The organism is Amycolatopsis sp. QT-25, from assembly GCF_029369745.1.
Classification (GTDB): domain Bacteria; phylum Actinomycetota; class Actinomycetes; order Mycobacteriales; family Pseudonocardiaceae; genus Amycolatopsis.
In genome coordinates this window covers 81,272-108,200 of the sequence record NZ_CP120210.1, presented here as the reverse complement: position 1 = coordinate 108,200, position 26,929 = coordinate 81,272, and the positions used below count along the sequence as shown (strand labels likewise).

General features: G+C 67.7%; 25 protein-coding genes and 1 pseudogene. 10 read left to right on the top strand and 16 right to left on the bottom strand.

The features are described 5' to 3' along the window. Nucleotides 1–51: 51 nt before the first annotated feature. Nucleotides 52–1,245, bottom strand: a complete 1,194-nt coding sequence (locus P3102_RS00490) for an FAD-dependent monooxygenase (RefSeq protein ID WP_276365610.1) — start codon at nucleotides 1,243–1,245, stop codon at nucleotides 52–54. Nucleotides 1,246–1,359: 114 nt separating this feature from the next. Here P3102_RS00490 and P3102_RS00485 point away from each other — a divergent pair, with 114 nt between their 5' ends. Further along, on the top strand, nucleotides 1,360–1,938 hold the full coding sequence (locus tag P3102_RS00485) for a TetR/AcrR family transcriptional regulator (RefSeq protein WP_276365608.1): 579 nt from the start codon (nucleotides 1,360–1,362) through the stop codon (nucleotides 1,936–1,938). A 62-nt stretch (nucleotides 1,939–2,000) separates the two neighbouring features. Here the strand turns inward: P3102_RS00485 and P3102_RS00480 are convergent, their stop codons facing one another. Then, nucleotides 2,001–2,786: a transposase family protein gene (locus tag P3102_RS00480; protein WP_276364141.1), complete on the bottom strand. Its 786-nt coding sequence runs from the start codon at nucleotides 2,784–2,786 to the stop codon at nucleotides 2,001–2,003. Nucleotides 2,787–2,925: 139 nt separating this feature from the next. Continuing rightward, nucleotides 2,926–4,236 (bottom strand): UDP-glucose/GDP-mannose dehydrogenase family protein, encoded by a 1,311-nt coding sequence (locus P3102_RS00475; protein ID WP_276365607.1) that lies wholly within the window; start codon nucleotides 4,234–4,236, stop codon nucleotides 2,926–2,928. Between the two features lie 160 nt (nucleotides 4,237–4,396). Between P3102_RS00475 and P3102_RS00470 the strand changes: the two genes are divergently transcribed. Continuing rightward, entirely contained in the window at nucleotides 4,397–5,155 is a 759-nt protein-coding gene (locus P3102_RS00470) for an SDR family NAD(P)-dependent oxidoreductase (protein WP_276365605.1), read from the top strand. Between the two features lie 69 nt (nucleotides 5,156–5,224). Here the strand turns inward: P3102_RS00470 and P3102_RS00465 are convergent, their stop codons facing one another. The 3 genes from P3102_RS00465 to P3102_RS00455 all read right to left on the bottom strand — a co-directional run bounded on the left by P3102_RS00465 (nucleotide 5,225) and on the right by P3102_RS00455 (nucleotide 8,363). Continuing rightward, nucleotides 5,225–5,899 carry a class I SAM-dependent methyltransferase gene (locus P3102_RS00465; protein WP_276365604.1) on the bottom strand — a complete coding sequence of 225 codons (675 nt, stop codon included), beginning with the start codon at nucleotides 5,897–5,899 and terminating at the stop codon, nucleotides 5,225–5,227. A 118-nt stretch (nucleotides 5,900–6,017) separates the two neighbouring features. Continuing rightward, nucleotides 6,018–6,626: a PadR family transcriptional regulator gene (locus P3102_RS00460; RefSeq protein WP_276365602.1), complete on the bottom strand. Its 609-nt coding sequence runs from the start codon at nucleotides 6,624–6,626 to the stop codon at nucleotides 6,018–6,020. 81 nt (nucleotides 6,627–6,707) lie between these two features. Next, on the bottom strand, nucleotides 6,708–8,363 hold the full coding sequence (locus tag P3102_RS00455; protein WP_276365601.1) for a TM0106 family RecB-like putative nuclease: 1,656 nt from the start codon (nucleotides 8,361–8,363) through the stop codon (nucleotides 6,708–6,710). Nucleotides 8,364–8,444: 81 nt separating this feature from the next. Here P3102_RS00455 and P3102_RS00450 point away from each other — a divergent pair, with 81 nt between their 5' ends. After that, a complete protein-coding gene (locus P3102_RS00450) occupies nucleotides 8,445–8,909 on the top strand; it encodes a DUF6474 family protein (protein WP_276365599.1) in 465 nt (154 codons plus the stop codon). A 290-nt stretch (nucleotides 8,910–9,199) separates the two neighbouring features. Here the strand turns inward: P3102_RS00450 and P3102_RS00445 are convergent, their stop codons facing one another. From P3102_RS00445 to P3102_RS00430, 4 genes are read right to left on the bottom strand one after another with little or no spacing between them, the layout of a single operon-like run. After that, complete coding sequence (locus tag P3102_RS00445) at nucleotides 9,200–10,159, bottom strand: glycine betaine ABC transporter substrate-binding protein (protein WP_276365597.1); 960 nt, start codon at nucleotides 10,157–10,159, stop codon at nucleotides 9,200–9,202. A 1-nt stretch (nucleotide 10,160) separates the two neighbouring features. Beyond that, nucleotides 10,161–10,937: an ABC transporter permease gene (locus P3102_RS00440; RefSeq protein ID WP_276365595.1), complete on the bottom strand. Its 777-nt coding sequence runs from the start codon at nucleotides 10,935–10,937 to the stop codon at nucleotides 10,161–10,163. After that, nucleotides 10,934–12,112, bottom strand: coding sequence for an ABC transporter ATP-binding protein (locus tag P3102_RS00435; protein WP_276365594.1), 1,179 nt, complete (start codon nucleotides 12,110–12,112; stop codon nucleotides 10,934–10,936). Before P3102_RS00435 ends, P3102_RS00440 begins: the two co-directional genes overlap by 4 nt. Next, a complete protein-coding gene (locus P3102_RS00430) occupies nucleotides 12,105–12,752 on the bottom strand; it encodes an ABC transporter permease (protein WP_037308875.1) in 648 nt (215 codons plus the stop codon). Before P3102_RS00430 ends, P3102_RS00435 begins: the two co-directional genes overlap by 8 nt. 301 nt (nucleotides 12,753–13,053) lie before the next feature. Here P3102_RS00430 and P3102_RS00425 point away from each other — a divergent pair, with 301 nt between their 5' ends. The 4 genes from P3102_RS00425 to P3102_RS00410 all read left to right on the top strand — a co-directional run bounded on the left by P3102_RS00425 (nucleotide 13,054) and on the right by P3102_RS00410 (nucleotide 15,963). Then, nucleotides 13,054–13,542: a hypothetical protein gene (locus tag P3102_RS00425; RefSeq protein WP_276371562.1), complete on the top strand. Its 489-nt coding sequence runs from the start codon at nucleotides 13,054–13,056 to the stop codon at nucleotides 13,540–13,542. A gap of 70 nt (nucleotides 13,543–13,612) precedes the next feature. Next, a complete protein-coding gene (locus P3102_RS00420) occupies nucleotides 13,613–14,371 on the top strand; it encodes a YcnI family protein (protein WP_276365592.1) in 759 nt (252 codons plus the stop codon). Then, on the top strand, nucleotides 14,372–14,935 hold the full coding sequence (locus tag P3102_RS00415; RefSeq protein ID WP_276365590.1) for a copper resistance CopC family protein: 564 nt from the start codon (nucleotides 14,372–14,374) through the stop codon (nucleotides 14,933–14,935). Next, nucleotides 14,932–15,963 carry a CopD family protein gene (locus P3102_RS00410; RefSeq protein WP_276365589.1) on the top strand — a complete coding sequence of 344 codons (1,032 nt, stop codon included), beginning with the start codon at nucleotides 14,932–14,934 and terminating at the stop codon, nucleotides 15,961–15,963. Before P3102_RS00415 ends, P3102_RS00410 begins: the two co-directional genes overlap by 4 nt. Before the next feature lie 298 nt (nucleotides 15,964–16,261). Here the strand turns inward: P3102_RS00410 and P3102_RS00405 are convergent, their stop codons facing one another. Together P3102_RS00405 and P3102_RS00400 are read right to left on the bottom strand one after the other, a co-directional pair. Next, a complete protein-coding gene (locus P3102_RS00405; protein WP_276371561.1) occupies nucleotides 16,262–17,125 on the bottom strand; it encodes an aminoglycoside phosphotransferase family protein in 864 nt (287 codons plus the stop codon). A gap of 34 nt (nucleotides 17,126–17,159) precedes the next feature. After that, nucleotides 17,160–18,467, bottom strand: coding sequence for a helix-turn-helix transcriptional regulator (locus P3102_RS00400; protein ID WP_276371559.1), 1,308 nt, complete (start codon nucleotides 18,465–18,467; stop codon nucleotides 17,160–17,162). 421 nt (nucleotides 18,468–18,888) lie between these two features. Between P3102_RS00400 and P3102_RS00395 the strand changes: the two genes are divergently transcribed. Both P3102_RS00395 and P3102_RS00390 read left to right on the top strand, forming a co-directional pair. Beyond that, nucleotides 18,889–19,263 carry a hypothetical protein gene (locus P3102_RS00395; protein WP_276365587.1) on the top strand — a complete coding sequence of 125 codons (375 nt, stop codon included), beginning with the start codon at nucleotides 18,889–18,891 and terminating at the stop codon, nucleotides 19,261–19,263. Between the two features lie 13 nt (nucleotides 19,264–19,276). Next, nucleotides 19,277–19,699: a hypothetical protein gene (locus tag P3102_RS00390; RefSeq protein WP_276365586.1), complete on the top strand. Its 423-nt coding sequence runs from the start codon at nucleotides 19,277–19,279 to the stop codon at nucleotides 19,697–19,699. Nucleotides 19,700–20,053: 354 nt separating this feature from the next. On the opposite strand, the gene P3102_RS00385 is transcribed toward P3102_RS00390, so the two are convergent. Then, nucleotides 20,054–21,310, bottom strand: a complete 1,257-nt coding sequence (locus P3102_RS00385) for an MFS transporter (protein WP_276365584.1) — start codon at nucleotides 21,308–21,310, stop codon at nucleotides 20,054–20,056. Then, complete coding sequence (locus P3102_RS00380; RefSeq protein ID WP_276365582.1) at nucleotides 21,303–22,640, bottom strand: GH1 family beta-glucosidase; 1,338 nt, start codon at nucleotides 22,638–22,640, stop codon at nucleotides 21,303–21,305. The genes P3102_RS00385 and P3102_RS00380 overlap by 8 nt, the downstream gene beginning before the upstream one ends. A 126-nt stretch (nucleotides 22,641–22,766) precedes the next feature. Here P3102_RS00380 and P3102_RS00375 point away from each other — a divergent pair, with 126 nt between their 5' ends. After that, nucleotides 22,767–23,411: a TetR family transcriptional regulator gene (locus tag P3102_RS00375; RefSeq protein WP_276365581.1), complete on the top strand. Its 645-nt coding sequence runs from the start codon at nucleotides 22,767–22,769 to the stop codon at nucleotides 23,409–23,411. 868 nt (nucleotides 23,412–24,279) lie between these two features. Here P3102_RS00375 and P3102_RS00370 read toward each other — a convergent pair. Next, nucleotides 24,280–25,560, bottom strand: a pseudogene (locus P3102_RS00370) (IS256 family transposase). A gap of 136 nt (nucleotides 25,561–25,696) precedes the next feature. Then, a complete protein-coding gene (locus tag P3102_RS00365; RefSeq protein ID WP_276365579.1) occupies nucleotides 25,697–26,881 on the bottom strand; it encodes an amino acid deaminase/aldolase in 1,185 nt (394 codons plus the stop codon). Nucleotides 26,882–26,929 lie beyond the last annotated feature (48 nt).

Below are 26,929 nucleotides of genomic sequence, written 5' to 3'. Positions count from 1 at the left end.
CTGCTTCGTATCAGGCCTTTCGGAACTCCTTTGGTCCCTCACCCATCGAAACTAGCCCCGCGCGGCGACCGGAGCGTCATAGTCTTCCAGTGTCGCCGCGTTGGCCGCGCGCGAAGTCAGCCACGTGAACACCCTCGTCATCGGTTTCGACCCCAGCACCCGGTACAGGAAGTTCCGGTAGCCGACCATGAACCGGGTCTGCGGCGCGAGGAACGTGCCGATCCCGGCCGCCTGCTTCTGTGACACCTTGATCGGACCACGCATCTTCTCTTCGTAGCGCGCGAAAGCGACTTCGTGGTCACCGTGAGCGGCGGCGAGTTCACCCGCCAGGACGTACGCGCCCATCATCGCGAGCCCGGTGCCCGAACCGCCGGGGCCGGCGCACCAGGCGGCGTCGCCGAGCAGCACGACCCGGCCTTGTGACCACCTGTCGAGGTGGATCTGGCTGACCGAATCGAAGTACAACGCGTCGGCGCCACCCAGACTTTCCAGCAGTGCCGGAACTTCCCAGCCGAAGTCGGCGTAGCGCTCGGCGAGGGCTTTCTTCTGCGCTTCGACATCGCGGCGGCCGACTTCCAGCGGCCCGGACGCGAAGACGAAACTGACGTTGAGCGCCGACCGGTCGCGACCGCTGGCGACCATCACCGTCCGGCCGGGGACGCTGCAGAGCCGGCCGAGGTGGTCGAGGCCGAGGTGGTTGGGCGCGGTGAAGCCCGCGGTGTGCAGACCGAGGTCGGTGCGGAACCGCTCCTCCTCACCGAAGGCCAGCCGCCGCACTCCGGAGTGCAGGCCGTCCGCACCGACGACCAGGTCGAATCCGCGTGCTTCACCGTGCGCGAAACTGACCTCGACACCGTCCGACCGCTCGTCCAGGCCGGTGATGTAGTCGCCGAAGACGTACTCGACGTGGTCTTTCGTGTGGTCGTAGAGGATGCGCGTCAGGTCTCCGCGCTCGATTTCGACTTCGCCGCTGAAGAACACCGACGGCATCTGGGCGACCTTCTTGCCTCGCGTGTCGACGATGACCTGCGCGCCCATCGCGGTCTCCCTCGCGCGGACGTCCTCGAGGATTCCCATGCGTTCGAGCAAGGCCATCTGCTCACCGCGGAAATCGACCGCGCTGCCCCCCTCGCGCAGGGCCGGGGCGCGCTCGACCACGGTCGGCGCGAAACCGCGCTTGTGAAGCCAGAAGGCGAGAGCCGGGCCCGCGATGCCGGCGCCGGAGATCAGAACGGTGGTCGTCATGGCTGCTCCTGGGAAGTTCCAGTGTGGTGAGACCGACCGTACGGCACATTTGCACGCTTGGTCAATCCACTTGGTTGAACCAATTGGATAAACCACATGGACTAGGCTGTGGGCATGGGTAATCGTGAGGACCTGATGGCGGGCGCCATCCAGTGCCTGAAGGAAAAGGGCTGGTCGCGGAGCACGGTGCGGGACATCGCTACGGCCGCCGGGGTCAGCCACGCGGCGATCGGCTACCACTTCGGATCGCGCGAAGCCCTGCTGCTGACGGCGTTCTCCCAGGCGATGGACGACTGGGGCAAAGAGATCCAGGCCGAAATGCGGAGCGCTGTCGACCCCGATGCCTCGCCGTCCGAGCAGTACGCGGCGTCCTGGCGCGCGATGATCGACTCCTACGGGCGCAACCGGCAGCTGTGGATCGCCTCGATCGAGGCGTTCGTCCAGTCGGAGCATCATCCTGAGCTGCGAGAACAACTCGCCGCCGCGCAGCGCGAGGGCCGCCGCGGGATGGCGGCGAACCTTCTCGGGATCGACGAGGACACCCTCACCGAGGCGGACGAACGGCGGATCGGCACGGTGGCCACGGCGCTGAACGCGGGCGTGATGCTGCAGCACATGCTCGACCCGGCGAACGGCCCGACGGCCGAGGAGGTCGTGGACGGACTGATGAAACTTGTCTCCCTGGTGCAATGAAAGGTCCTTTCCTTGCGAATTTTGCAAGGAAAGGACCTTTCATTGAGCCTTTTCCATCTTGGTTAGCTGAGGCTGTGTTCGAGGGTGAGGATGGCTTTGGCTAGTGCGGTGACGCGGTGGGTGCTGGTGCGGACGCGGGTGAGTACTCGCCAGTTTTTGAGGGTGGCGAACCCGCGTTCGCCTCGGCCGCGTACGGCCGCCAGTGTTGTGTTGGCCTGTGTGTAGGCAGGTCCGAGTGGGCGTTTGGGCTGGTGGGCGGTTCGGTGGTTCTTGTACGGAGTGATCACCCCGTAGGCGACGTTGTCGTAGCCGCTGTCGGCCAGCAGCCGGATCCCGGACTGGTCGGCCAGGTCGCAGATGCGGTGGTGGCGGGCGGCGGTGGTGTCGTTGGTCGCGCCGGGTAGTCCGTCGGAGATCCACAGCAGCCGGCCGTAGGGGTCGGTGAGGGCTTGCAGGTTGATGCCGTGGTGGCGGTGTTTGCCGGAGTAGTAGGGCTTGTTCGCGGCGATGCGGTCGGTGCGGATGACGGTGCCGTCGAGGATGGCGTAGTTGTTGTGGCTCCAGGCGAGCTGCCACAACGCGGCGGTCAGGGACGGGGCGCGCTGGGCGAGCAGGTCGATGGTTTCGCGCAGATAGCGGCACACAGTGGCCACGCCGATACGGAATCCGGCGGCCAGGCGGGCGTAGGTGTCGCCGTTACGCAAGTGGGCCAGCACGAGCAGGGCCTGGCGCTGGCAGGACAGCCGGCGCCAGCGCGACCTGATCGCGCGCCGGTGTTGCTGGATGATCCGGGTCAACCCGGCCAGTGTCTGGCTGGACAACGTGATCGCCGAGGGGTAAGACAACACAGCGAAGCTCCTGGCAGTGCATGGTTCTTGGTCGTTCCACGCATCTACCAGGAGCTTCGCCATACCCAGCCCACCAACACACCCCACCAACCCAAACCAAGTTGGAAAAGGCTCATTGCACCCGCGGGAGGCAGGTGGGTCAGGAGACGGCGACCTTCCGCCGCAGCGCCGCCCTCGGCCGCCCGACGCCCTGCCACGACAACCCGGCGTCCAGGATCCGTTGTGGGTCCAGGAGATTGCGTGTGTCGACGACCGAGTCACCGTCCATCTGCTCGGCCACGTAGGTCCAGTCGAGCCGTTTGAACTCGTCCCATTCCGTCAGCACGACGACGGCGTCGGCCGCCTTCGCGACCTGGTACGGATCGTCGACCACGGTCATACCGTCGATGTGGCCGCCGACCGCGGGGTCGTAGGCGGTCAGTTCCGCGCCGAGCGCGCCCAGTACGGAAGCGACCGCGAGGGCGGGCGAGTCGCGCAGGTCGTTCGTCCCGGCCTTGAACGCCAGTCCGAGGATCCCGATCCGCGAACCGGCCAGTGTGCCGCCGACGGCGCCCGCGATCTTCGCGACGATCCGGTCCCGCTGTGCGATGTTCTCCTCGATCGCCGAGGTGAGCAGGGTGAAGTCGTACTGCACCGACTCGGCGACCCGGACCAGCGCGCTGGTGTCCTTCGGCAGGCACGAGCCGCCCCAGCCGGGGCCGGGTTTGAGGAAGGATCGGCCGATGCGCCGGTCGTGGCCCATGCCTTCGGTGACCAGGTCGATGTCCGCGCCGAGGCGTTCGCACAGTTCGGCGATCGAGTTCACATAGGACAGTTTCATCGCGAGGAAGCAGTTCGCCGCGTACTTCACCAGTTCCGCGCTGGCCGCGTCGGCGACGACGACCGGCGCGGCGAGGTCGGCGTAGAGATCGCCGACCCAGCGGGCGGCCGCGACGTCGTCCGAACCGACGACGATCCGGTCGGGGCCGAGGAAGTCCTCCACCGCGGTGCCCTCACGCAGGAATTCCGGGTTCGACACGACCGGCACGTCCGTGCGGCCGAGCATCGCCTGGATACGCTTCGACGTTCCCACCGGGACGGTCGATTTGGTGATCAGCGCACAACCCGAAGGGATGACGTCGCCGATCTCGGTGGTCACGGCCTCGACGGCCCGCAGATCCGCCGAACCGCCCGCGCCCATCGGCGTCGGCACGCAAAGGAAAACGGCCTCCGCGTCGCGAACGGCGTCGCGCGCGCCGACCACGAACTCGAGTCTTCCGCTGGTCAGCCCCCTCGACACCAGCTCGGACAATCCCGGCTCCAGGATGTCCACCCGTCCGGCGGAGAGCCTTGCGACCTTGGCCCGGTCGACATCGACGCAAGTGACTCGATGCCCCAGGCCTGCCAGGCAGGCTCCCGTGGTCAATCCGACGTAACCGGTCCCCACCACCACGATCCGAGCAGTGCTCATGCTGCTGAAGGTGACAGCCGGAGTTGACCTGTAAGCGAACGGAACGCTTCGGGTCCGAATACTCCTCACGACATGCTTCGCATCGACGTGAGCCAACACACGCGCCCCCGATATGCGAACGAGCGTTAACCTGGACCCGGTTGTCGACGAAAGGGAGAACATGCAGATCACCGATACCGCGGCGCTGGTCACGGGTGGCGCGTCCGGGCTCGGCGGCGCGACCGCGAAGGCACTCGCCGCGAGGGGCGCGCGGGTCTTCGCGCTGGACCTCGCCGGGGCGATCGCCAACGCCGAGCAGGTCGAGGGCATCACCTACGTCGAGGCCGACGTGACCGACCCGGAGCAGGTACGGACCGCCGTCACGACCGCCGCCGAGTCCGGGGTGCCGCTGCGGACCGTGGTGAACTGCGCCGGGATCGGGCCGTCCGCGCGGATCCTTTCGAAAAAGGGCCCGCACGACCTCGCCCTGTACGCGAAGGTCGTCCAGATCAACCTGATCGGCTCCTTCAACGTGCTGACACTGGCCGCCGAGGCCATCGCCAAGACCGAGCCGCTGGCCGACAACGCGCGCGGCGTCATCATCAACACCGCGTCGGTCGCCGCCTTCGACGGTCAGATCGGGCAGGTGGCGTACTCGTCGTCCAAGGGCGGCATCGTCGGGATGACCCTGCCGGCCGCGCGCGACCTCGCGTCGCACGGGATCCGGGTGCTGACCATCGCGCCGGGCATCGTCGACACCCCGATGCTGGCGACGGTGAGCGAGGAGTTCCGCGCTTCCCTGGCCGAAGGCGTGCCGTTCCCGAAGCGGCTCGCACGGCCGGACGAGTACGCGCAGCTCGCGCTGTCGCTGATCGACCACGACTACCTGAACGGCGAGGTCATCCGGATGGACGGCTCGCTGCGCATGGCCCCTCGCTGAGCATCTCCCGCGTGCCATGAAAGGTCCCTTCCTTGCGAAATTTGCCAGGAAGGGACCTTTCATGGCACTTCAGGGACGGGTGAGGCGGACGTCCAGGCCGATCCCGGCGGTGGTGACCTCGCCGGTCCGGAACGCGGTTTCCGCGACCAGCCCACTGAAATCGACAGGCGTGTAAGCACGCCGCCGTAGCCGTCCGAGCGTCTGACGGATCGTCAAAGCGGCCAGCTTGCCGAGTCTCATGCCCGCGACCTCACGCACGATGTCGCCATCGGTCGCGTCCCGGTTCATGTCCTGCACCACCGCCGTGCCACCCGGGCGCAGCACGCGGTACATCTCGTCGAGCGACTTCACCGGCCATACGAAGTTCTTGAACGCGGCCTGACAGACGACGAAGTCGAACGACTCGTCGTCGAACGGCATCGCCGCGACGTCGCCCTCCCGGAATTCGACGTCGACGCCTTGGGTTCGCGCGTAGTCACTCGCGATTCCGACGAAGGCCGGCGCGACGTCCAGGCCGGTGACGGAGAATCCGAGCCGCGCCAGTTCGACGGCGAAGTAGCCGGGGCCGAAGGCGACCTCGAGGATTTTCGCGCCTTCTGTCAGGTCGGCCGTGAGTTCGCGGGCCTGCTGCCGCCACAGTTCGATCTGCGGTTCGGTGCCGCGCTGCCGGGCGTAGTTCCGTGCCAGCGCGCCGCCCATCTCCGGGATGAGCTTGAACCGCTTCCTGTCCTTGATGTTCGTCATGGTCACTCCAGGGTGGTTTCCCGGAGCCCGGCTATTCTCGAAGTGCCGTCTCGTGGCCGGGTTCCGGTTGCGGGATCGTCGCCCCGGCGGGGTGCTGCAACACCTCGCCGGGGTCCTTTCAACTGCCGGTGCTCCCCCTTTCGGCCAACAGGGCCCGCCATTCGGCGAGACCGGGCATGGAACCGGAAGTCAGTTCGCCGAGGATCGAGCGGACCCATTCGGCTTCCGCCACCCGGATCGCCAGGTGGTATTCGAGTTCGAGCAGCACCAGCCGCGGGATCTCCGCGACGAGCCGCGCCAGTTCGGCCCGAGTCGAGGCGATGTCTTCGTCCAGCGCCGCCAGCCGGGTGCGGAAGAGGGCGACGACCTCGTCCGGGCCGAGCCACCCCAGCACCGACAACCCGGCGACGAACTTCGGCTCCTCCGGCGCGAGTTCGCCGAGCAGTTCGCGCAGCCAGTCGAGCAGTTCGTCATGGCCGGCGTCGGTGATCCGGTACACCGTGCGTTCGGGGCGGGCGCCCTCGCGACCGCTCTCGACGGCCTCGATGAAGCCGTGTTTCCGCAGGTTGCCGACGACCGTGTAGAACGAGCCCCATTTGATCCCCATGTCGCGGTCCTTGCCTCGGCTCTTCAGGGTCGAGGCCATTTCGTACGGATGCATCGGGCGTTCGTTCAGCGTCGACAGGATCGCCAACGCGAGCAGATTGCCGACTTTCCGCCGCTTCACACCGCCTCCTCGTTGACGAGTACTCGTCCGCGAGTATCCACAACGGCGCGAGTGATCGCAAGCCGCCGGGTCAACGGAAGATCAGAGGTCGTTCATGTACGGCACGGACGTCTGCGCGTGGTCGGTCATCCAGTTCCGCAGCGCGTGCGTCGCCAGGACGTCGTCCTCGTTGTAGCGCAGCAGACGCTCCCGCTGGACGGCGTCCGGGATTCCGCCGTCCATGCCGACGGCGTCGCGATACCACCTCATCGACGCCTCGCCACCCGCTTCCGGATCGCGCCACGCGAATCCGGCCACCGGCGCGATCACCTTGAGGCCCTTGCCCTGCGAGCACAGGAACTGGTCGGTGACGCTGCGGAAGAGGTCGATCCACTCCCCGGAGTCCACAAAGGACGCTATCTCGGCCTTCTTGGGCACACCGGGATATGCGCCGAACCGGTCGGCGGAACCGAAGAGCCAGCGGTTCTCGGCGAGCGCGTTGTAGCAATAGGCGCGGAACGTCAGCCCCGCGGCGAGCGTGCGCTCGCGGACTTCGGTGAACCACGCCCAGAACTCCGCGAACGACCGGGCCTCGTCCGCCGTGGGCAACGGCTCCCACGTCGCGAAGGCCCGGTAGCCCTGCTCCATCCCGATGTCGGCGCCGGTCAGCAGCGAACCCCACAGGTACGCGCCGGAATCACCGAAGCTCTCCATGTCGACGTCGACCTCGACGTCGCCGCGCGAGACTTCGATGCGGTCGACCTTGCGCACCATCGTGAGGTCGGCGAGCCAGGCGCGCGCGAGGATGATCGCGTCGGCGAAGGTGCCGCCGGTCCAGTTCATCGGCGGAGGCTCGTCGGCCGGATCGAGCGCGGCCAGTTTGTCCACGGTGAACACCCCGGCGCGGCGGAGTTCCATCGCGTCCTCCCCGCGGACGACGAGGCTGACGTCGCGGGTTTCGGTGAGCACGACCTCGCAGGTCGGCCACCAGGGGCAGCGCCGGCATTCGAGGACGCGCGACGGTTCGGCGAGCGGCTCCTGGCCTTCGGCGGCCGCGCTCGCGATGGCGAGTCTGTCGGCGAAGCGGCTCTGATATTCCGTCAGCGCGCTCCGGCCACCCGGCCACGTGGCCGCGGACAGGTCGTGCCAGACGACGACGTCCGCGTCGAGCCCGATGACGCCGCCGATCGCGCGGTGTCCCTCGTGCTTCCCGAGCGCTTCGAGCATGCGATAGAGGTGCGCGAGCCGCATCTGGTCCCGCGGCTGCGAGCGGACCTTGCGCGCCGGATCGGGCAACCGGTGCGCCGGATCGAGGTCGGTCATCGCCGTGGTCGGCGCGCCCGCGCCGCGATCGGTGATGCGGTGCCGCACGACCAGCACCGGCACGTAACCGGCGCCGGTGTGGACGAGGAGTTCGGAGCCGCCCCGCCGGTGACCGGCGCGATCCACGGGAAGCAACGCTCCCCAGATGTAGCGGGCTTCGGTGGCGAAGGCCTCTTCAGTGAGCTGCACGCGCTCGGTGGCCGGAAGGTCGCGAGGGATCTTCACCCAGTTCGCGTCGGGCCCTGTCGCGTCCATGAGCCGCCGCACGATCGCCTCGCGATGCGCCGACGCGTCGGCGATCCGCTGCTGCGCGGCGGGGTCGGGCGGGACGAGCGGGACCTCGCGCATCGCCGGATCGTGTTCGAGGTGCACGCGACGCCGGCAGCGGCTCACCGCTCCCGCGTCCAGTAGCACCTCGTTACTCACAGACAACACTCTAGAAGGCGACCGGCAAGCCGACATGCCCGCCACTTCGGGGACCAGTAAGTTCGTCAGTGACACAGCGTGGGAGGTGCCATGGCGCGCAAGGCCAAAGCCATCGAGGGCGACGGCAGGTTCACCCCGAAGAAGGCGAAAAACGCCGTCGCGGTGGCCAAAGTGCTCGGTCCGGCCGTACTGCCGGTGATCGCGCCGTACGCCGTTCGGGCGGCAGGAGCCGCACGGGAGCTGTACGACCGCTATCAAGCGAAGAAGCTCGGCGTCGCCGTCGACCAGCTCGGCGAGTACAGCGGGCGCGGTGCCGCGCTGCACGCGCGGATCGCGGGGCTGACGCAGGGGCTCGCGGAGCTGAAGAGGTCCGCGAAGGCGACAGACGCCGACGCGGCCTTCGCGAAGGACACTCAGGGGACACTGGAGCAGCTTTCGGCGACTGTTCGCGCTTCGGAGCGGATGCCGGCCGCGCGGCGGAAGGCGGCGCACCGTGCCGTGGCCGGAGAGCTGGACCAGCTGGAGGGGAAGCTCCTTCACCGTCTGGGCCTCTGAGCGCCGCTTCGGAGCCCCAAGTGCAATGAAAGCGTCCTTCATGGCAAATTTTGCTATGAAGGACGCTTTCATTGCACGCGAGGAGGCGCGGAGCGAGCAGAGACGGCGGCGGACTGAGCCGAGAGGTCTCCCCAAGGGCGCCCCGCGCCCGACGGAGACTTCATCCGTCGAGCGCCCTCTTTCGGGCCGAAGGCCACGAAAACGCGATGAAGGGGCGCCCTCCGCTCCCAACGTGAGTTACAAGCGGCCCGGCGCCCCTTCGGCGCGCTTTTCGTCAGCGCTCGACGGATTTAACCGATAAAGCCCTTCTTCTTCATCCATTCGTAGGCGACTTCGCCCTGGTCACGGCCGTCGACGTCGACCTGTTTGCACAGTTCGACCATCTGCTCGTTGTCGATGGCCGCGCTGACGGCTTCCAGCGGCCCGCGGATTTCCGGGTACTTCTCCAGGAATTCGGTCCGCAGCGTCGCCACGGCGTTGTACTGCGGGAACGCCTTCTTGTCGTCTTCGAGGACACGCAGGTCCAGTCCGGCGATCCGGCCGTCGGTGGTGAAGATCTCGCCGATCGGGCAGGTGCCGCTCGCGACGGCCGAGTAGATCGTGCCGATGCCGAAGTTCTTGATCACCGGGTTCTGGAAGCCGTACGCCCGCACGGCGGCGGGGAAACCGTCCTGGCGGCTGGTGAATTCGGTCTCCAGGCAGAAGACGTTCTGGTCGGGTTTCTGCTTGAGGAACGCCGCGAGGTCCGACGTCGTCTTCAGGTTGTTCGCCGCCCCGTATGCCTCGGTGACCGCGAAGCCGTACTGGTCGTTCAGCGGCGAATAGTTCAGCCAGGAGACGCCGAACTTCGCCTCGTCGGCCGCCTTCGTGGCTTCGTACTGCGCCTGTTCCCCGCCAGGGACGGGAAGTTCGTTGCCCTGGTAGTTGATCCAGCCGGTGCCGGTGTACTCCCACGCGACGTCGACCTGGCCGGCGAGCAACGCCTGCCGCGACGAGTTCGAGCCCTTGATGTCGGTCAGGTCGATGACGTCCGCGCCCGCCGCGGAAAGCGCCATCTCGGCCATGTAGCCCAGGATGATGTTCTCGGTGAAGTCCTTCGACCCCACCGTCACCTCGACGCCCTTGAGCGAATCGATGGGCTTGATCGAACCGGGTTCGATCTTGTACGGCAGCGCGGTGTTGACTTCGAGTCCGCACGCGGAAAGCGTGCTGCACAACAGGACCGCGCCGAGGATCGCCTTGAGTCGCATGTCAGCGCAGTCCCTTCGGTCCGAAGAACTGTTCCGCCACCGCGCCGAGCCAGTCCACCAGCAGCGCCAGCGCGACGGCGAGCACCGAGCCGGTGATCAGCACCTTCGTCAGGTTGAGCTTGTAGCCGGTGTCGATGAGCAGGCCGAAACCACCGGCGTTCACGAACATGCCGAAGGTCGCCGTGCCGACGGCCAGCACCAGCGAGGTCCGCAGACCGGCCAGGATCAGCGGGATCGCCAGCGGGAACTCGACCCGCCACAGCACGCCGGTGGCCGACATGCCGATGCCGCGGCCGGCGTCGATCAGGGCGGGGTCGATCTGCCGCAGGCCGACCATCGTGTTCCGCAGCACCGGGAGCAGCGAGTAGAACGCCAGCGGCAGCGCCGCGACCCACAGCCCGCCGGTGGCGCCGGTGACGATGAACCACAGCACCAGCACGCCGAGCGCGGGCGCGGCCTGTCCGATGTTCGCGACGGCCAGGAAGACCGGCGCCGCCCATTTCGCCCAGGGCCGCGTCACGAGCACGCCGAGCGGCACCGCCACGGCGACCACGATCGCGGTGACCACGACGGTCATCGCCAGGTGGTCGCGCAGCGCGGTCAACAACCCGCCGGCGTTGAGGGTCTCCTTCTCCGTCGCGGTGAGATCGCCGGCGAACACCCAGATCAGCACGCCGGCGACGATCACCAGCACCACGGCGGGCTGGGCGAACAGCCGGACCCGTTCGGCGCTTCTCGACGAGGACTCGGTGGAGAACCCGGTATCGACGGCCGTCATGCGGTCACCCCTTCCGCCGGACTGTCGTCGGAGTGCTCCTCGCGCAACTGCTGGATCGTCGCGATGACGGTGTCGAGTTCGATCGTCCCGGCGTACTCGCCGCGGGCGCCGGTCACCGGGACGCTGCCGCCCTCGGCGAGCATGGCTTCGAGCGCGTCCTGCAGCGTCGACTGGAGGCTGACCGAGTCACGCAGCGGTTTGCCCGCTGTGGCCAGCGACGTCGCCGTGGTCAGCTCGCGGACGTGCACCCACCGCACGGGGCGGCGGCGCTGGTCGAGCACCAGCACGAAATGCTTGCGCTGCCGGGTCAGCTTCTCGCGGACCTCCGACGGTGATTCGCTCACCGTCGCCGTCAGCGCGTCCTGCTTCAGCTCGACGTCGCGGACCCGCAGCAGCGTCAGCTGCTTCAGCGAGGCACCGGCACCGACGAAACCGGCGACGGTGTCGTCGGCCGGGTTCGCGAGGATCGCGTCCGGGGTGTCGTACTGGAGGATCCTCGACTGGTCACCGAGGACCGCGATCTTGTCGCCGAGCTTCACGGCCTCGTCGAAGTCGTGGGTGACGAAGACGATCGTCTTCTTCAGTTCGGTCTGGAGCCGCAGCAGCTCGTCCTGCAGGTTGCCGCGGGTGATCGGGTCGACCGCGCCGAACGGTTCGTCCATCAGCAGCACCGGCGGGTCGGCCGCGAGCGCCCGCGCGACGCCGACGCGCTGCTGCTGCCCGCCGGACAGCTGCCGCGGGAACCGGTCGCGGAAATCGGCCGGGTCGAGCCCGACCAGGTCCATCATCTCCTCGACCCGGTCGTCGACCTTCTTCTTGTCCCAGCCGAGCAGCCCCGGCACCACCGCGATGTTCTGCGCGACGGTGAAGTGCGGGAAGAGTCCGGCCTGTTGGATCGCGTAGCCGATGCGACGGCGAAGAGTGTCGACGTCGAGTTTCAGCGCGTCGTCACCGCCGATGGTGATCCGGCCCGACGTCGGCTCGATCAGCCGGTTGATCATCCGCATGGTCGTGGTCTTGCCGCAGCCGGACGGGCCGACGAAGACCACGATCTTGCCGGCGGGCACCACCATCGAGAAGTCGTCGACCGCGGGCTCGCGGGTGCCGGGGTAGCGCTTCGTGACGTGCTCCAGCTCGATTTCGACGCCGGATACGGTTTCAGGAGACTCAGCCACGGACACCCCTAGAGACGGTCAAACGGTTGATCAGGACGTAGACGGCGTCGAGGACCAGTGCGAGGACGACCACACCGAGCGTCCCGGTCAGTGCCTGGTTGAGGGAGTTCGTGCTCCCCGCGTTGGTGAGGCCGGAAAAGACCTCCGAGCCGAGGCCCGGGCCTTTCGCGTAGGCCGCGATGACCGCGATGCCCATGAGCATCTGCGTCGCGACCCGCATCCCGGTGAGGATGGCCGGCCAGGCGAGCCGCAGTTCCACCCTGGTCAGCACGCCGAACCGGCTCATGCCGATACCGCGCGCCGCGTCGCTGACCGCCGGGTCGACGCCGCCCAGTCCGACGATCGTGTTCCGCACGATCGGCAGCAGCGCGTAGAGCACGAGTGCGATGACGGTGGTGTTCACGCCGAGACCGAACACGGGGATGAGCAGCCCGAGGAGGGCGAAGGAAGGGACGGTGAGGATCGTGCTCGCCAGCGCCGTGGCCACGGCCGACCCGATCGGACTGCGGTAGACGGCGACGCCGATCACCACCCCGAGCACGGCGGCGATGATCGTGCACTGCACGACCGCGCTGACATGGAGGAGCCCCTGGAGGGCGAGTCTGTCCCACCGATCCGAGATGTACTCGAAGAGGTTCATCGCGTGCTGGTTCTCCCGCCGCCTCTGGGTGAGCCTCCTCACCCATTCGGAGTAGCTGTATCGGGAGCCTGACTACCCAGAAGCCGTGCGGTCAAATCCCGGTTTACCGCCTCTTACCCCGTAAACCTTCCCCATTCGGCCTAAATGGGCAAACGCGCGCGCAGGGCTGGGATGTCCTTCCCCTTGCTGAGGCACCGGGAGGAGATCGACCACGCGGCAGTACGTCGAATACTCTCCACCTGTGGGTAAAGGCAGCCGTCACCGAAGCGCGTTACGCGCCGTGCGTGGTGGTTTGCTCGGCGTGAGTTCCGCGGCGCTGGCCGTGACCGCCCACTTGATCGGGGACGGCGACCTCCCCGACACCGCGATGACGTTGTTGCTCACCGTGCTGATCGGCTGGAACGCCGCCGCGCTCGCCGCGAAGGCGCGCGGACCGCTGGCCACCATCGTCGATCTCGGCGCCGGCCAGGTCGTCATGCACCTCGTGCTCGGTTCGCTGAGCAGCCACGAACCGCACGGCGAACCCGCCCCCCTTTCGGGTGGGTTCGCGATGACCGTCGCGCACGTCGTCGCCACGCTGGTGACCGCTCTGCTGCTGGCCAAGGCCGACGGACTGCTGCTCGGTGTCCTCGCTTGCCTGCGCGCGCTGGTCCCGTTCATCCTCAACGCACTCCCGGTGCCCGCCGCCGTGGCGTCCCCGGTGCTCGCCCGGCCGGCCGGCCCCGGTCATCTCGTCGGCGTGGACCTCCGCCGGGTCCACGGCAGGCGCGGCCCGCCGCTGTTCTCCTGAACCCACTCATCCCCCGTAATCGGCGAGGTCCGGTGAACCCGCCGTCTCGAAACACCTTCAGGAGTTCTTCGTGTCCAAGCACGTCTTCAAGCGAGCCGGTTTCCTGGCCGCCGCCATCGGTGCCGCCGGTCTGCTCTCGGCAGGGGTCGCCTCGGCCCACGTCACCGCCAACGTCTACGGCCCGCAGCCCCAAAAGGGCGGCTACGGATCCATCTTCTTCCGGGTCCCCAACGAGGAGAAGGACGCCGGCACCGTCAAGGTCGAGGTCACCCTCAAACCCGAGTACGCGCTCAGCTCCGTGCGCACCAAGCCGATCCCCGGCTGGAAGGCCGAGGTCGTCAAGTCCAAGCTGCCCAGCCCGGTGACGAGCGCGTCCGGTACGCAGATCACCGAAGCCGTCACCAAGGTCTCGTGGACCGCCGAGCCCGGCACCAAGATCGCCGCCGGCTCGTCCGAATTCCAGGAGTTCCAGATCAGCGCGGGCCAGTTCCCGACCACCGTCGACGCGCTGGAGTTCCCGGCGACGCAGACGTACGAGAACGGCAAGGTCGTCAACTGGGACCAGCCGACCCCGGCCTCGGGTGAGGAGCCGGAACACCCCGCGCCGACCGTGAAGCTCGCCGAGAAGAGCGGTGACGGGCACGGCGGTGGCCACGGCTCCGACGCGAAGGCCGCCGAGGAATCCCACGCTTCCGACAACACCGCCCGCTGGCTCGGCGGCGCCGGACTCGTCGTCGGCGCGCTCGGCCTCGGCGTCGGCGCCGGCGCCACCCTGCGCGCCCGCCGCGCCACCGCCACCAAGAGCGGCAACACCGAGGGAACCGAGTAAATGCGTAAAGCGATCGTCGCGCTGGCGATCACCGGGGTGGCGTGGCTCGCCACCGCCACCCCGGCGCTGGCGCACAACGTCCTGATCTCCTCGGACCCGGCGAAGGGTGCTTCGCTCGCCGCCGGGCCCGCGAAGATCACGCTCACGTTCGACCAGTACGTCCAGAACGCGAACGTCAACCAGATCGCGGTCATCGGACCGGGCGGCGGCCAGTGGGCCGAAGGCCAGGTCGAGGTCCGCGACAGTGTCGTGACCGTGCCGCTGCGGCCACTCGGCCCGGCGGGGGAGTACAAGATCGGTTACCGGATCCTGTCCGCGGACGGGCACTCCGTGACCGGTGAGGTGCCGTTCACCCTCACCGCCGCGGGCACCGGGACCCCGGCGAGCGCCGACGCCGCCCGCAGCAACGGGGGCCAGGCCGAGACGACTCCCGCCACCGACGGCGAGAACTCGTCCGGGGTGCCGATCTGGGTGTGGATCGCGGGCGCCGTCGTGCTGCTCGCCGTCGGACTGACCGTCGCACTGCGCACCGGCGCGGGTGACAAGGAGAAGAGCGGCTCATGACACAGGCCGAGACCACCTCGCGTACCCGCGTCGCCGTCTTGTTCTGTGTGGTGGCGGCGGGCATCGTCGGTGCCCTGATCGGCGTCGCGCTGACGGCGACGGCCCCGGTGCCCGGGGTCGCGCAGGTCAGCGAGGTGGTCTCGGTCTCCATCCCGATCGTGCGGGTGCTGCTGGACATCTCGGCCGTCACCACGATCGGGCTGGCACTGCTTTCGGTACTGGTCGGCTACGACCGGCCGAAGCTCTCCGAGCCGATCATGCGGATCGCGCGGCCCGCGAGCGTCGCGGCCGCGCTGGTCTGGGCGACCACCGCGCTCGTCGCGCTGATCCTGCAGACCGCCGAGTACCGGCCGGGCTCCAGCACGCTGTCGATGTCGGACGTCGGGAGCTACATCGCCGACGTCGGTGCCGGGAAGGCGCTGCTGATCGTCGCGGTGCTGGCCCTGCTGCACGCGGGACTCGGCGTCCTCGCGCTGAAACACGGCGAGAAGGTGCCCGCGGAGGTCCGCGTCGGGCTGGGACTCTTCGCGCTGCTGCCGCTGCCGGTCACCGGGCACGCGTCGAACTGGAACTACCACGACTACACGATGATCTCGATGGAACTGCACGTGATGAGCGCCGTCGCCTGGACCGGCGGGCTCGGCGCGATGACGGTGCTGCTCGTCGGGAACCGGACGCTGCTGGCGCACGCGCTGCCGCGGTTCTCCAAACTGGCGACCCTGTGCCTGCTCCTCGGCGCGGCGACCGGGCTGTTCAACGGGCTGATCGAGATCTCGCTCAACCCGTCGCTCGGCTTCTGGGAAGGCGTCTTCACCACGCCGTACGGGCAACTGGTGCTGCTGAAACTGTTGTGCACCGGCGTGATCGCCGGCCTCGGCGCCTACACGCGCTGGAAGCTGATGCCGCAGATCGTCCGGCACAACCGCACGGCGCTGGCCGCGTGGGCGACGCTGGAACTGACCGTGATGGGACTCGCGTTCGGCTTCGCCGTCGTCCTCACCCGAGCCCCGGTCGTACCGACGACCTGAGCCGGTTGCCCGGTTTCCCCGTTCTCTCCGGGACCTTCCCGCCTCGGAGGCGGATGCTCTGCGTACGCGTCCGGAACGATTGTGACCCTGGAAACACCCATCGGATCACAGCGACCTGGTGAACGCGCCGCGCTGAATGACACAGCGTAGTTGCAAGTTGCACATTCGGGGGAGCATTGGGCGGGGAGAAGCGATCGGTCCGAGCGAATTCGTCACCGAATGACCGGGGAATTCGGGCAAGCGACGAACGGTCATTCGCTGTCGGCGAATGCACGTGCAGATCCCTTTTCCGGGTGCGTCACCGATAGCGGTTCCAGCGCGCGCCGGTGCGTCCGTTCCGGAGATCGTCCAACCGTTTCCGCAGCTCATCCCGCACGCTGGGGTGGCTGCGGAGAATCGGGAGAACACTCGTCGTGAGCTTCAGTTCACGGATGGCGCGCAGTACCGGAAACCCGGACCACGTGGTCACGTCGAATCCGTACCGCCGCGCGAACACGCGATAGCGGGCGGGTGGATCACCGAACCGTTCGCGGCCGACGGCGAGCGGCGTCAGATCCCATTCCGGCGGCCCGACACAGGACGAATCGAAATCGCACAGCACCGGACCGGCCGGCCCGTGGATCACGTTCCCGGTGTGCGCGTCCCCGTGGACGAGGCCACGGGGCAGGGGGAAGTCGAGCGTCGCGAGGGCACCTTCGACCTCGGCGCAGCGTTCCAGGAGAAACCGCCGATCGCCTTCGCTCAGCTCCTCGGCATCCGAGACCCGGGCGCGGACCGCGGCGAACGGAGCCCATTCGGCGAGGCCTTCGGGCGGCTCGAGATCGTGGACGCGGCGCAGCAGGGCGGCGAGGTCGGCCGGCTTCGGCTTCCGGCCGCTCGCCGTCACCTTCCACCAGACCGTCACGAGCTGCTCGCCGATCGGCAACGGCTGGTCGAGGCCGGAAACCAGGCGGATGGCGGGGACGTCGTGCCGTTCGAAGTGCCGGGCGACCCGGACGACCGTGCCGACGCGGTGGCGCAGCCGGGTGGAGCCGACGATCCGGACGACGAACGGCGCGCTCGCCAGCTCGTAGACGGCGTTGTTGGTGAACCTCAGCAGCCGGGCGCCTTCGGGGTCCACGCCCAGCAGATCGCACGTCCGCTCGAGGGCGTCGCGCAGGATGGCGGGCGTGAACCGGCCGCCCTGGCCGGTCGGCTCAGGCGGCGTAGAACGAGTTGAGGCGGTCGGCGAGGTCACGGGCGTCGGCGTTGTTCCGGCGGCGTTCCGCCTCGACCTGCAGGGGTCGCATCCGGTCCTTCACCCGCTCCGACTTGATGCCCTCGGCGCAGTCGATGGCCTTCGAGCCCACCTTCGCACCGTGGTCGAGATCGCCTTCGAGCAGGTGGTTCGTGGCCAAGGCGCTGAGCATGAACGTCTTGCTGCGGGCCATGTCGTCGGTGTAGGTCTCGACGGCCTTGGTGAGCGCCGGGATCGCGTACTTGGTGTGCTCGGCGTTCTTCTCGGCGAGCACGGTGTGCACGGTGCCGATCATGGCGTAGACGTCGGTCTCGGTGAAGAACTTGACCCAGGACTCGGCGTCGGCCAGATCGGCGCGGGCGAACTCGTCCTTGCTCCGGCCGAGCAGCTTCGTGGCCTGCTCCTCGTTGCCCATCATCGCGTAGGCCCACGCCTCGTTGGCGCAGAGCACGGCGACCGCCAGCTCGGAGCCCGATTCCTGGGCCGCGATCTGGCCGAGCTGGAACAGTTTCAACGCGTCGTTGGGGGCGTCGTTGTGCAGGTAGACCCGGCCCATCCGGTACAGCACGTTGGCCACCAGCGGGTGACTGTCGCCCTGTTTGGCCAGGTCCAGCGCGTTCGCGAAGTGCCCGCGCGCGGAATCCATGAGGCCGGTGTCGAAAGAGGTCCAGCCCGCCAGGCTGTGCAGGTCGGCGAGCGCGACGTACAACCGGTTCTTCACCGGCTCGGTGCCGGTGGATTCGAGCATCTGCTGTCCCCAGGACAGCTGGGCGACGACGGCGTCGCGGCAAAAACCGCCGCCGTACTGGTAGTCGAGGGAACGGAGAGCCCTGGTCGCGGCTTCCACCTGGCGGACGTCGGTCATGCCGATCCGGCCGGGGGCGGGCGTCTTCGCCGGTCCTGCCGACCACGTGCCCGATTCCGGGCCGAACACCGCCGCGCCCATCGTGACCTGGGCGGCGTGCGCGAGGAACCTCCGTCGCTTCACGGACTCGTCCTCCTCCGCCTGCTGGCCGTCGGCAGTGCCGACCACCTTGATCGCTGTCGCCTCGTCGTAGGCGAGACCCATGTATCCCCTGGGGACACCAAGGCCGTCAGCGATGCGGGTGAGCACGTCGTACGCCATCACCTGGCGACCCTTGAGGATCTCGGACACCTCGGACTGCGACTGGCCGGTCATCGCGGCGATCTGACGCTGCGAAACACCGTGCTTGCGCAACAGCCGGTACACGGAGGAGATCTCCCGTGTGGCCAGAGCGGCTCGCATCTCCGCCTGCTCCCAGGCATCCGGCGGCACGGGGTGGCTCTGCCTGCCCGAAGCGCCCACTGCGTCCGAGCCGGCGACAGCGCCGCCGCCGATACTGGCGTCCATTGCGCCCCCTCACAGTTCCGTTGGGGTCGAGAAACAGCGTAAGCACACCTATTCAACCGTGCGAAACACCGGAATGCCCGTGGTGATCGGCCCGGCAGAAGTCGGTCGACCGCTTACCGTGAAACCTCGTCCGGTCACCGCTATGACAGCGGTTCGACCTTCTATCGCACTCGGTTTCACCTCACTGTAGTTGTCAGATCTCCGTGACCGACCAGCCACTGGCGGCGATCACGGAGAGCTACCAAGTCCCGAACCCCTCGATGGTGCGGACACGCGGAACGAAGACGACGTGGAACGAGAGAGCGGAGAAGAGCCAGTGGAGTTCGTGGACTCGATCGCAACAGGCTCCATCACCGCGGGACGGCCCGGTATGGCCACGCGCCACCTGCGTACGGCCGGCCCCGCCGGTCAGCAGCAGGTCGCGGTCGCCCCCGGCGTCAACCGGCCGGTCTCCCCTTCCGCCCCGGTCGACCCCCGTACCGCGAGTGTGCGCCGTTATGAAGGCGGACAACTGGTCTGGCGAGTGCAGTGCGGCGATCTCATCAGCCGCGAACGCGCCGTCACCGTGTTCGTCGAAGACAACCAGGTGGTTCTCGTCTCGCCGCCGGGAGAGACCGCGCGCATGACGTCCGGCCAGCTCGGCCAGCTCAGGGCAGCGCTCAACGAAGCCGCCAAGATGGCGGAAAGGTGACGGTGAGTTCTCCGTGGATCAGGTCCTAGGGCAAGTCCTCCGCAACGCGGTCTGGGAACGCCTCGACATGCTCTCCGATCTCGCGACCCGGGCCGACGCGCAGTCGCTCGTCTCGGTCGCCCGCTCGGAGCTCCCCCGCCTGACCGAAGGCTGGCGCGCGATGCTCCAGGCGCACGAACCCGACGAGCGCGGGGACTGCCCCACCTGCTCGACCCGCTGGCACCGGTGCAAGGCCCCCTGCTCGGTATGGCAGGTCGCGCACGAACACTTGGTCGCCGGCGGCCTCGCCCCTCAGCACACCGTGGCCGCCCAGGACCACCGGCGCGAAGCCCGCCGCCGCGTCCCCGGGCAGACCAGGGTGAGTGCGGCCGAAACCACCGGCAGGCACGCGCTGGTCAACCCACGTCGTCCCGCCATCGGCGGCGTGCACGCCTGAGAAGATGCCGCACCTTGACTCCGGCTCGGGAAACACAGCCTGACATGAGCCGGCGAGTGACGGCGGTCCGAGCGCCCCCTCGGCGACCACGCCACGATCTCGCCTTCGCCGGCGGCGGCTCGCGCGTACCCCCCGAACGCGACGAGCCGCTCTCGGTGATCACTCCGGTCCCCACCGCGATTAATCGAAAATTATCGGCAGAACACCTAGCGGACGCAGTAATCGGTCGCTAAGTTGTTGATCACAAAAGCAACGCGAGATTCGTTCGGATCCCCGTTGCCACCCCGAACCCCGCGGGCCGGTGCCGTTGCACTCCCCTCCCCCGACCGGCACCGGTCCGCGGTCTCCACCGTTCTAGCCGACACCCCTCACCCGCGTGACGAACACCGCGGCGATGACGGTGGACAGCGCCGAAGCCGCGAAGAGGCTCGGATATCCGCCCAGGTAAGCCAAAATCGGCGCGGTCAGCGTGGGCGCCACCACCTGCGGCAGCGAGTTCGCGATGTTGATGACGCCGAGATCCTTCGCCCGGTCCTGTGCGGCGGGCAGCACCTGCGTGAGCATCGCCAGCGCGACGGCCATGTAGGCGCCGAAACCGACGCCCAGCAACGGGGAAGCCGCGAGCGCGGCCGTCCAGTTCTGCCAGACCACCAGCAGCAGCGCGGCCACGGCCATCACCGCGGACGCGGCGAAGACGTAGGGCTTGCGCCGTCCCGACTTGTCGGAGAAGTGCCCGGCGACGAGGGCGCCCACGACGAGAGCGGCACCGTAGAGCCCCATCATGATCAGCAGTCCGGTGTCCGGATCTTCGTAGTGCACCGCGTCTTTCAAGAAGAACAAGAGGTACAGCGTCCCGAAGGCGTTGCCGAGGTTGATCATGAAGTGGCAGGCCCACGCCCACGCGAAGTCGGGATGCCCGCGAGGAGAGATCCACAAGTTCGCCAGTACGTCCTTGGCCCTGGCGGACGGCCGGTACGCGACCGGCAGCCGCGCGTCCGGCGTGCGCAGGACGAAGGCCGCCGCGCCTGCCAGCACGACGGCCGCGCACACGGCGTAACCCAGCGGGACACCGGCGAGGTCGAGCATCACCACGACCACCACCGCGCCGAGCACGGTCCCGAGCATCTGGGCGATGCCGACCAGCCCGCCGACCTGCGCGCGCTGCGGCACGGGCACCCGGTCCGCGATGGCCGAGACCAGCATCGCGAGCATTCCGTTCAGTCCCGCCTGGACCAGGCACCAGCCGAGCACCATGACCGCGACGTCCGGCGCGAACGCGAGGACGAGCAGTCCGGCCGCGGCGACCACCGCACCGGCCGTCGTCCACGGATGACGGCGGCCGCGAGCGGAGCAGGTGCGGTCCGAGAGCAGGCCGATGGCCGGGTTGGCGATCAGCGCGACGACCGCGCCGATGCCGGTGACCAGGCTGAACACCGCTTCCTTGTTCGCCGCGTCCAGCAGTTCGGCCTGTTTCGGCAAGAGGACCTGGATGGGCGCGTAGACGCCGAGCCAGAGCGCGATGTTCGCGAAGAACAGCAGGCTCATCCAGCCCGCACGGACCCTGGCCACCGGCTCCGCGAGCGCCTCGGGCAGCTCCCTGACCTCACTCATGGCGGATCAGTTCGCGGTACCAGCCGAAGGAATCCTTCGGTGTCCGCTTCAGCGTCTCGTAGTCGATGTGCACCAGGCCGAACCGCGGCCGATACCCCTTCGACCATTCGAAGTTGTCCATCAGCGACCAGACGAAGTACCCGCGGATGTCGACGCCGGCGTCCATCGCCTCGCGCACCGCGACCAGGTGGCTGTGGAGGAAATCGATGCGCTCCTGGTCGTGCACGTGCCCGTCTTCGGAGACGACGTCGTCGAAACTGCACCCGTTCTCGGTGATGTAGACGGGTGGGAGGTGCTCGCGGTAGCGCTCGTGGAAGCCGACGAGCAGTTCGCGCAGGCCGTGCGGGACGATCGGCGAATCGTTGGTGGTCATGGGATATCCCTCGATCGAGCGAAGCTCGAAGGGCAGTGTCCCGAAAAGCAGGGGGTTGCCTTCGCCGGGTGCGGCGACGCCCTGCGGCTCGTAGTAGTTCACGCCGTAGAAGTCGAGCGGCTGCGCGATGGTGGGCAGATCGTCGGCGAAACCCGCGGGGAGATGTTCGAGGATTTGTTCGGGATAGCGGCCCAGCAGCACCGGATCCGCGTAGGTGCGATTGATGAGAGCGTCGATCCATTCGCCCGCGGCCTTGTCCGCCGGTGAATCGGAGGCGGGCCAGATCGGCGAATGATTGTTGGCCGTGCCGACACTGCGGGCGCCGGTGGCACGGAGCGCCTGGACGGCGAGACCGTGCGCGAGATTCTGGTAATGCGCGGTGGGCAGCGCGTCGAGCAGGAGGGTCTTGCCGGGCGCGTACTCGCCGATCGCGTAGCCGAAGATCGACATGACCATGGGCTCGTTGAGCGGGATCCACATTTTCACCCGATCGGAGAACCGCTCGCCCAGGATGGCGGCGTACTCCCCGAAGCGTTCGGCGGTATCACGGGAGAGCCAGCCACCCTTGTCCTCGAGCGCCTGCGGGAGATCCCAATGGAAGAGTGTCCCTGTCGGCGCGATGCCGGCGGCGCAGACCTCGTCGATGAGTTCGTCATAGAAGGCAAGGCCTTCGGTGTTGGGCTCGCCTTCACCATCGGGCTGGATCCTGGGCCAGGCGAAGGACATGCGGTACGCGCCGACGCCGAGTTCGCCCATCAGCGCGATGTCCTCGGAGTAGCGGTGGAAGTGATCGGCCGCTACCTTGGCGTGCTCAGCCCGCGCGATCTTCCCTTCCGTTTCGGTGAAGGTGTCCCAAATGGACTGTCCTCGGCCGCCTTCCCCGGTCGCCCCCTCGATCTGGAAGGCAGACGTCGAAACACCCCACAGGAATTCGGACGGGAAGGTCGGATTTTCCACCGGCGGAACACCTTTCCTCTTCAGACTCGGCCGAACATGAAAAGTTCTCATATACTATGCCTTCACTCGACCGGGGGGAACCCTGTCGGCACGATAAAGTCGCAGATCAGCGAAGGAGGAGCCCGAGTGTCCGACATCCATGCCGCGAAACCGCAAGCGGAGACCACTCCGCTCCGGCGGCAGCCCGTCCAGCAGCGCAGCGCCAAGCGGGTGGAGCAGATGCTCGACGCCAGCGCCCAGCTGATCGACGAACTCGGTTACGACGCACTGACGACCACGCTGATCGCGAAGCGCGCCGAAGTGGCCGTCGGTTCGCTGTATCAGTTCTTCCCCGACAAGCGGGCCGTGGTGCAGGCGCTGACGCAGCGGAACCTCGAACGGTTCGTCGCCTCGGTGTCGGAGACGCTGAACGAACTCGCGCCCGAACACTGGTGGGACATCGTGGACTCGATCCTCGACATCTACCTCGCCATGCACCGCGAGGTCCCCGGCTTCTCGAAGGTCCACTTCGGTGACGTCGTCGACCGGCAGCTCCTGGACGAGACCCGCGACAACAACGCCGTCATCGTCGACGCGCTCACCGACGTGCTTTCCGCACGGATCCAGTCGTCGCCGGACGACATCCGGTTCGCGCTGACGATCGCGAACGAGACCGCCGACGCTTTGCTGAAGCTGGCCTTCCGCCGTGACCCGCGAGGGGACGAGCGGATCGTGGCGGAGGCGAAGTCGGTCGTGAAGGGGTACTTGGCGAGTAAGTTCGGGGAGGCCTGAGGGGTCTTTCGTTCGCTCCGTACGTGGCGCGCTCGCTCGTTACTTGGCGCTCGCTTGGCACACGGCGCGGTCGCTCGTTACTTGGCACTCGCTTGGCACACGGCGCGGTCGCTCGTTACTTGGCACTCGCTTGGCACACGGCGCGGTCGCTCGTTACTTGGCACTCGCTTGGCACACGGCGCGGTCGCTCAGTACACGGCGCGCTGGCTCGGCACATGGCGCGCTGGCTCGACTCGGCGCGGTCGCGCAGTACATGAAGGCCCCCTTCCTTGCGCCTAGGTACAGGAAGGGGGCCATCATGTACCTGAGAAGGCACGAAAGCCGAGTTTCCTCGGCTGAGCCGAGAGAAGGGCTTCTTCACGCGCCCCTGGCGTGACTGGTGGTGCTACTGGTGCTCGAGTTGCTGCCTGAGGCAAGTGAGGGGAACTTTGAGGGACTCCAGGTCCCTCAAGGTGGCCTTCACGGCACAATGCGATCCGAACGCCACTCACTCCGCAGCTTGCCAATGAAGACCCTTTCCCTCACCCGATGCATCGAAAGCGCCCTTCGACCCACGTCCGTCCACTATGGACTCCCGGTCCCTCCTTTCGAGACCCACAATGTCCCAAGGAGGCCCTACGTCTCCCCTGCTCCATTCGTGTCCCCCCACGCCCGGATCCCGTACCCCACCAGTCACACGAGTCCCAGCAATTACGCACAAACCCACTCTGACCTGGCCTCGGTGACTTGTCCACATGAGTTGTCCACACCCACCCACAGTTGTGGACAACCTCGCCCCTCACCCCGCGAATCCCCACCCCCCGACACCCCCTCCCGATACGCTGGTGCGGGGGGTCTATCTCGTGATCGGTGTTTCCGGCGTTGTTGATCAGTAGGTTTCGGCTCCCGGCCAGCGGTCACCGAATGTGATGGCGAAGGCGTTCAGCACGGGCTTCCAGCGCATCGTCTATCGGGTGCGGCCTGCCCCGGTCGGGTCCAGGCTGCGGGTCACAAGGTACAGGCATTTCATCGCGGCTTGCTCGGTCGGGAAGTGTCCTCGCGCGCGAATCGCCCGCCGGTAGCGGGCATTCAACGATTCGATCGCGTTGGTGGAGCAGATCATGCGCCTGATCTCGACGTCGTAGTCGAGGAACGGCACGAACTCGTCCCAGGCGTTACGCCACAGGCGAATCACCGCTGAATGCTTTGTGCCCCATTTCTCTTCGAATTCGTCGAGCGCGGCTATTGCGGCATCCGGGCTGGGTGCGGTGTAGATGGGTTTGATGTCGCGTTTCACCGCGTCCCAGTCCCGGCGGGACACGAGCCGGAAGGTGTTGCGGATCAAGTGGACGATGCAGGTCTGCACAATGGTCTGCGGCCAGACGTTCGCCACGACGTCGGGCAGGCCTTTGAGGCCGTCGCAAACGAGGAAGAACACGTCCCGGACGCCGCGGTTCTTCAGATCGATCAGCACGCTCATCCAGAACTTCGCGCCCTCGCCGCCGATGCCCATCCACAGGCCCAGGACGTCCTTGCGGCCATCCACGGTGACGCCGATAGCGGCGTAGACAGGCCGGTTGGCGACCTGCCCGTCGCGGATCTTGACGTGGATCGCGTCGATGAACACGGCCACGTACACCGGATCGAGCGGGCGGCTAGCCCAGTCGTTCATTTCGGCGACGACCTTGTCAGTGATCCGCGAGACCGTTTCCTTGCTGATCGAGGATCCGTAGATCTCGGCAAAATGTGCCGAGATCTCCCCGGTCGTCATTCCCTTCGCATACAACGACAACACGATCTCATCCACCTCGGTAAGACGGCGTTGCCGCTTCTTCACGATCTGCGGCTCGAACGTGCTCTCCCGATCCCGTGGCACGTTGATGCCGACCTCGCCCGCAGCATCCGACACCACCGTTTTCGGCCGAGTACCGTTCCGGACATTCGTCGACTCACGGCCCGGCTCGGCTCGGTTCTTCTCATGCCCGAGATGCTCGGTCATCTCCTCGTTCAATGCGGTTTCCAGCACATTCTTGGTGAACAGCTTCAGCAGGCCATCCGGGCCGGTCAACGCCAGCCCCCGCGCCTTCGCCTCGGCCACCATCGCCGCCGCGGCGGCCTGCTCCGGCGACAGCTCCCGCGCCGGCTTGGACTCACTCCTGCGTGGACTCACAAGGTCCGATGTCATCACTCACAGTGCCCATCCCGTCGGACCTCAGCCCGGCGTGTCGGGCCGGAAACACCGATCCTGGAACAGTCCCGGTGCGGGGGCACGCCCCCCAGGGATGGGTGGGGGGTGGGTCGCGGGGTCAGCCGAAGTTTTGGGCTTCGCCTCGGTAGGTGGGGACGGTGCGGTCGACGCGGTCGCCGACGACGACGTGGTAGTGCGTGAAGCGTTCGGCGAGTTCGCCTGCTTTCGCGTGGCGCAGCCAGACGCGGTCGCCGAGCCGCAGGTGTCGGGCTGCTTCGCCGGAGACGGGGGTTTGGACTTCGCCGGCGCCTTCGAATCCGAGCAGCGAGAGGCCTTCCGGCAGGTACGGCGTCGGGAGCCGCGAGGACTCCGCCGGGCCTGAAGCGATGTAGCCGCCGGAGAAGAGCGTGGCGACCTTGGGCGCGGGACGGCGGACGACAGGGAGCGCGAACATCGCGGCCGGGCGCGGCGAGAAGTGCGTGTAGCCGTCGAAGAGTGTCGGGCCGATCAGCCCCGAGCCCGCCGCGATTTCGGTGACGGCCGCTTCGGCGCCGGTCGATTCCACGCTGCCGCTGCCGCCGCCGTTGACGAACTCCAGATCCGCCAAGGCCCGGACGGCACGGACCGCGGCCGCGCGGCGGTGCGCGATTTCCACCATGGACTTCCGCTGCATCCAGCCGATGAGCGAGTTCTTGACGCCATTGCCTGCCGCGTCCCCGAGCCCGGCGATCTGTCCTTCGTACGCCATCATCCCGACGAGCCGGAAACCCTTGCGGGACAAAATGGTCCGCGCCAGATCCGCGGCGTGGGCCGGTTTGAACACCGGTGAGCGCCGCGTGCCGACGTGCACTCCGGGCAGCGGTCGCCACGAAGCGTCGAGCTCCAGGCAAACGCGGATCTCGGGATGCCCTTGCCCCAGCGCGGCATCGACCAGATCGAGCTGCTCGGGCGAATCGACCATGATCGAAATCGCCGCCCGCGCCCGGTCGTTCGCCGCCAGCCGCCGGAGCGCGCCGTGGTCGGCGGTCGGGTACGCGACGACGATGTCCTCGGACGTCCCCTGCTCGACGTGCCAGACGGCTTCGGCGAGCGAATAGCACATGAGGCCTTCGAACCCGGGCCGCGCGAGGACCCGTTCGAGCAGGTACCGGCAACGCACGGATTTGCTGACCACGCGGATCGGTTTGCCACCTCCCCGCCGCACCAGGTCGGCGCCGTTCGCGTCGAACGCATCCAAGTCGACAACCGCGAACGGAGGATCCAGGTCCTTCGTCGCCAAGTCGTACACCGTCGCACTGGTCACCCGAACTAAGGTACGACAGAAGGGCTTGAAACGCGAATACGATTCACT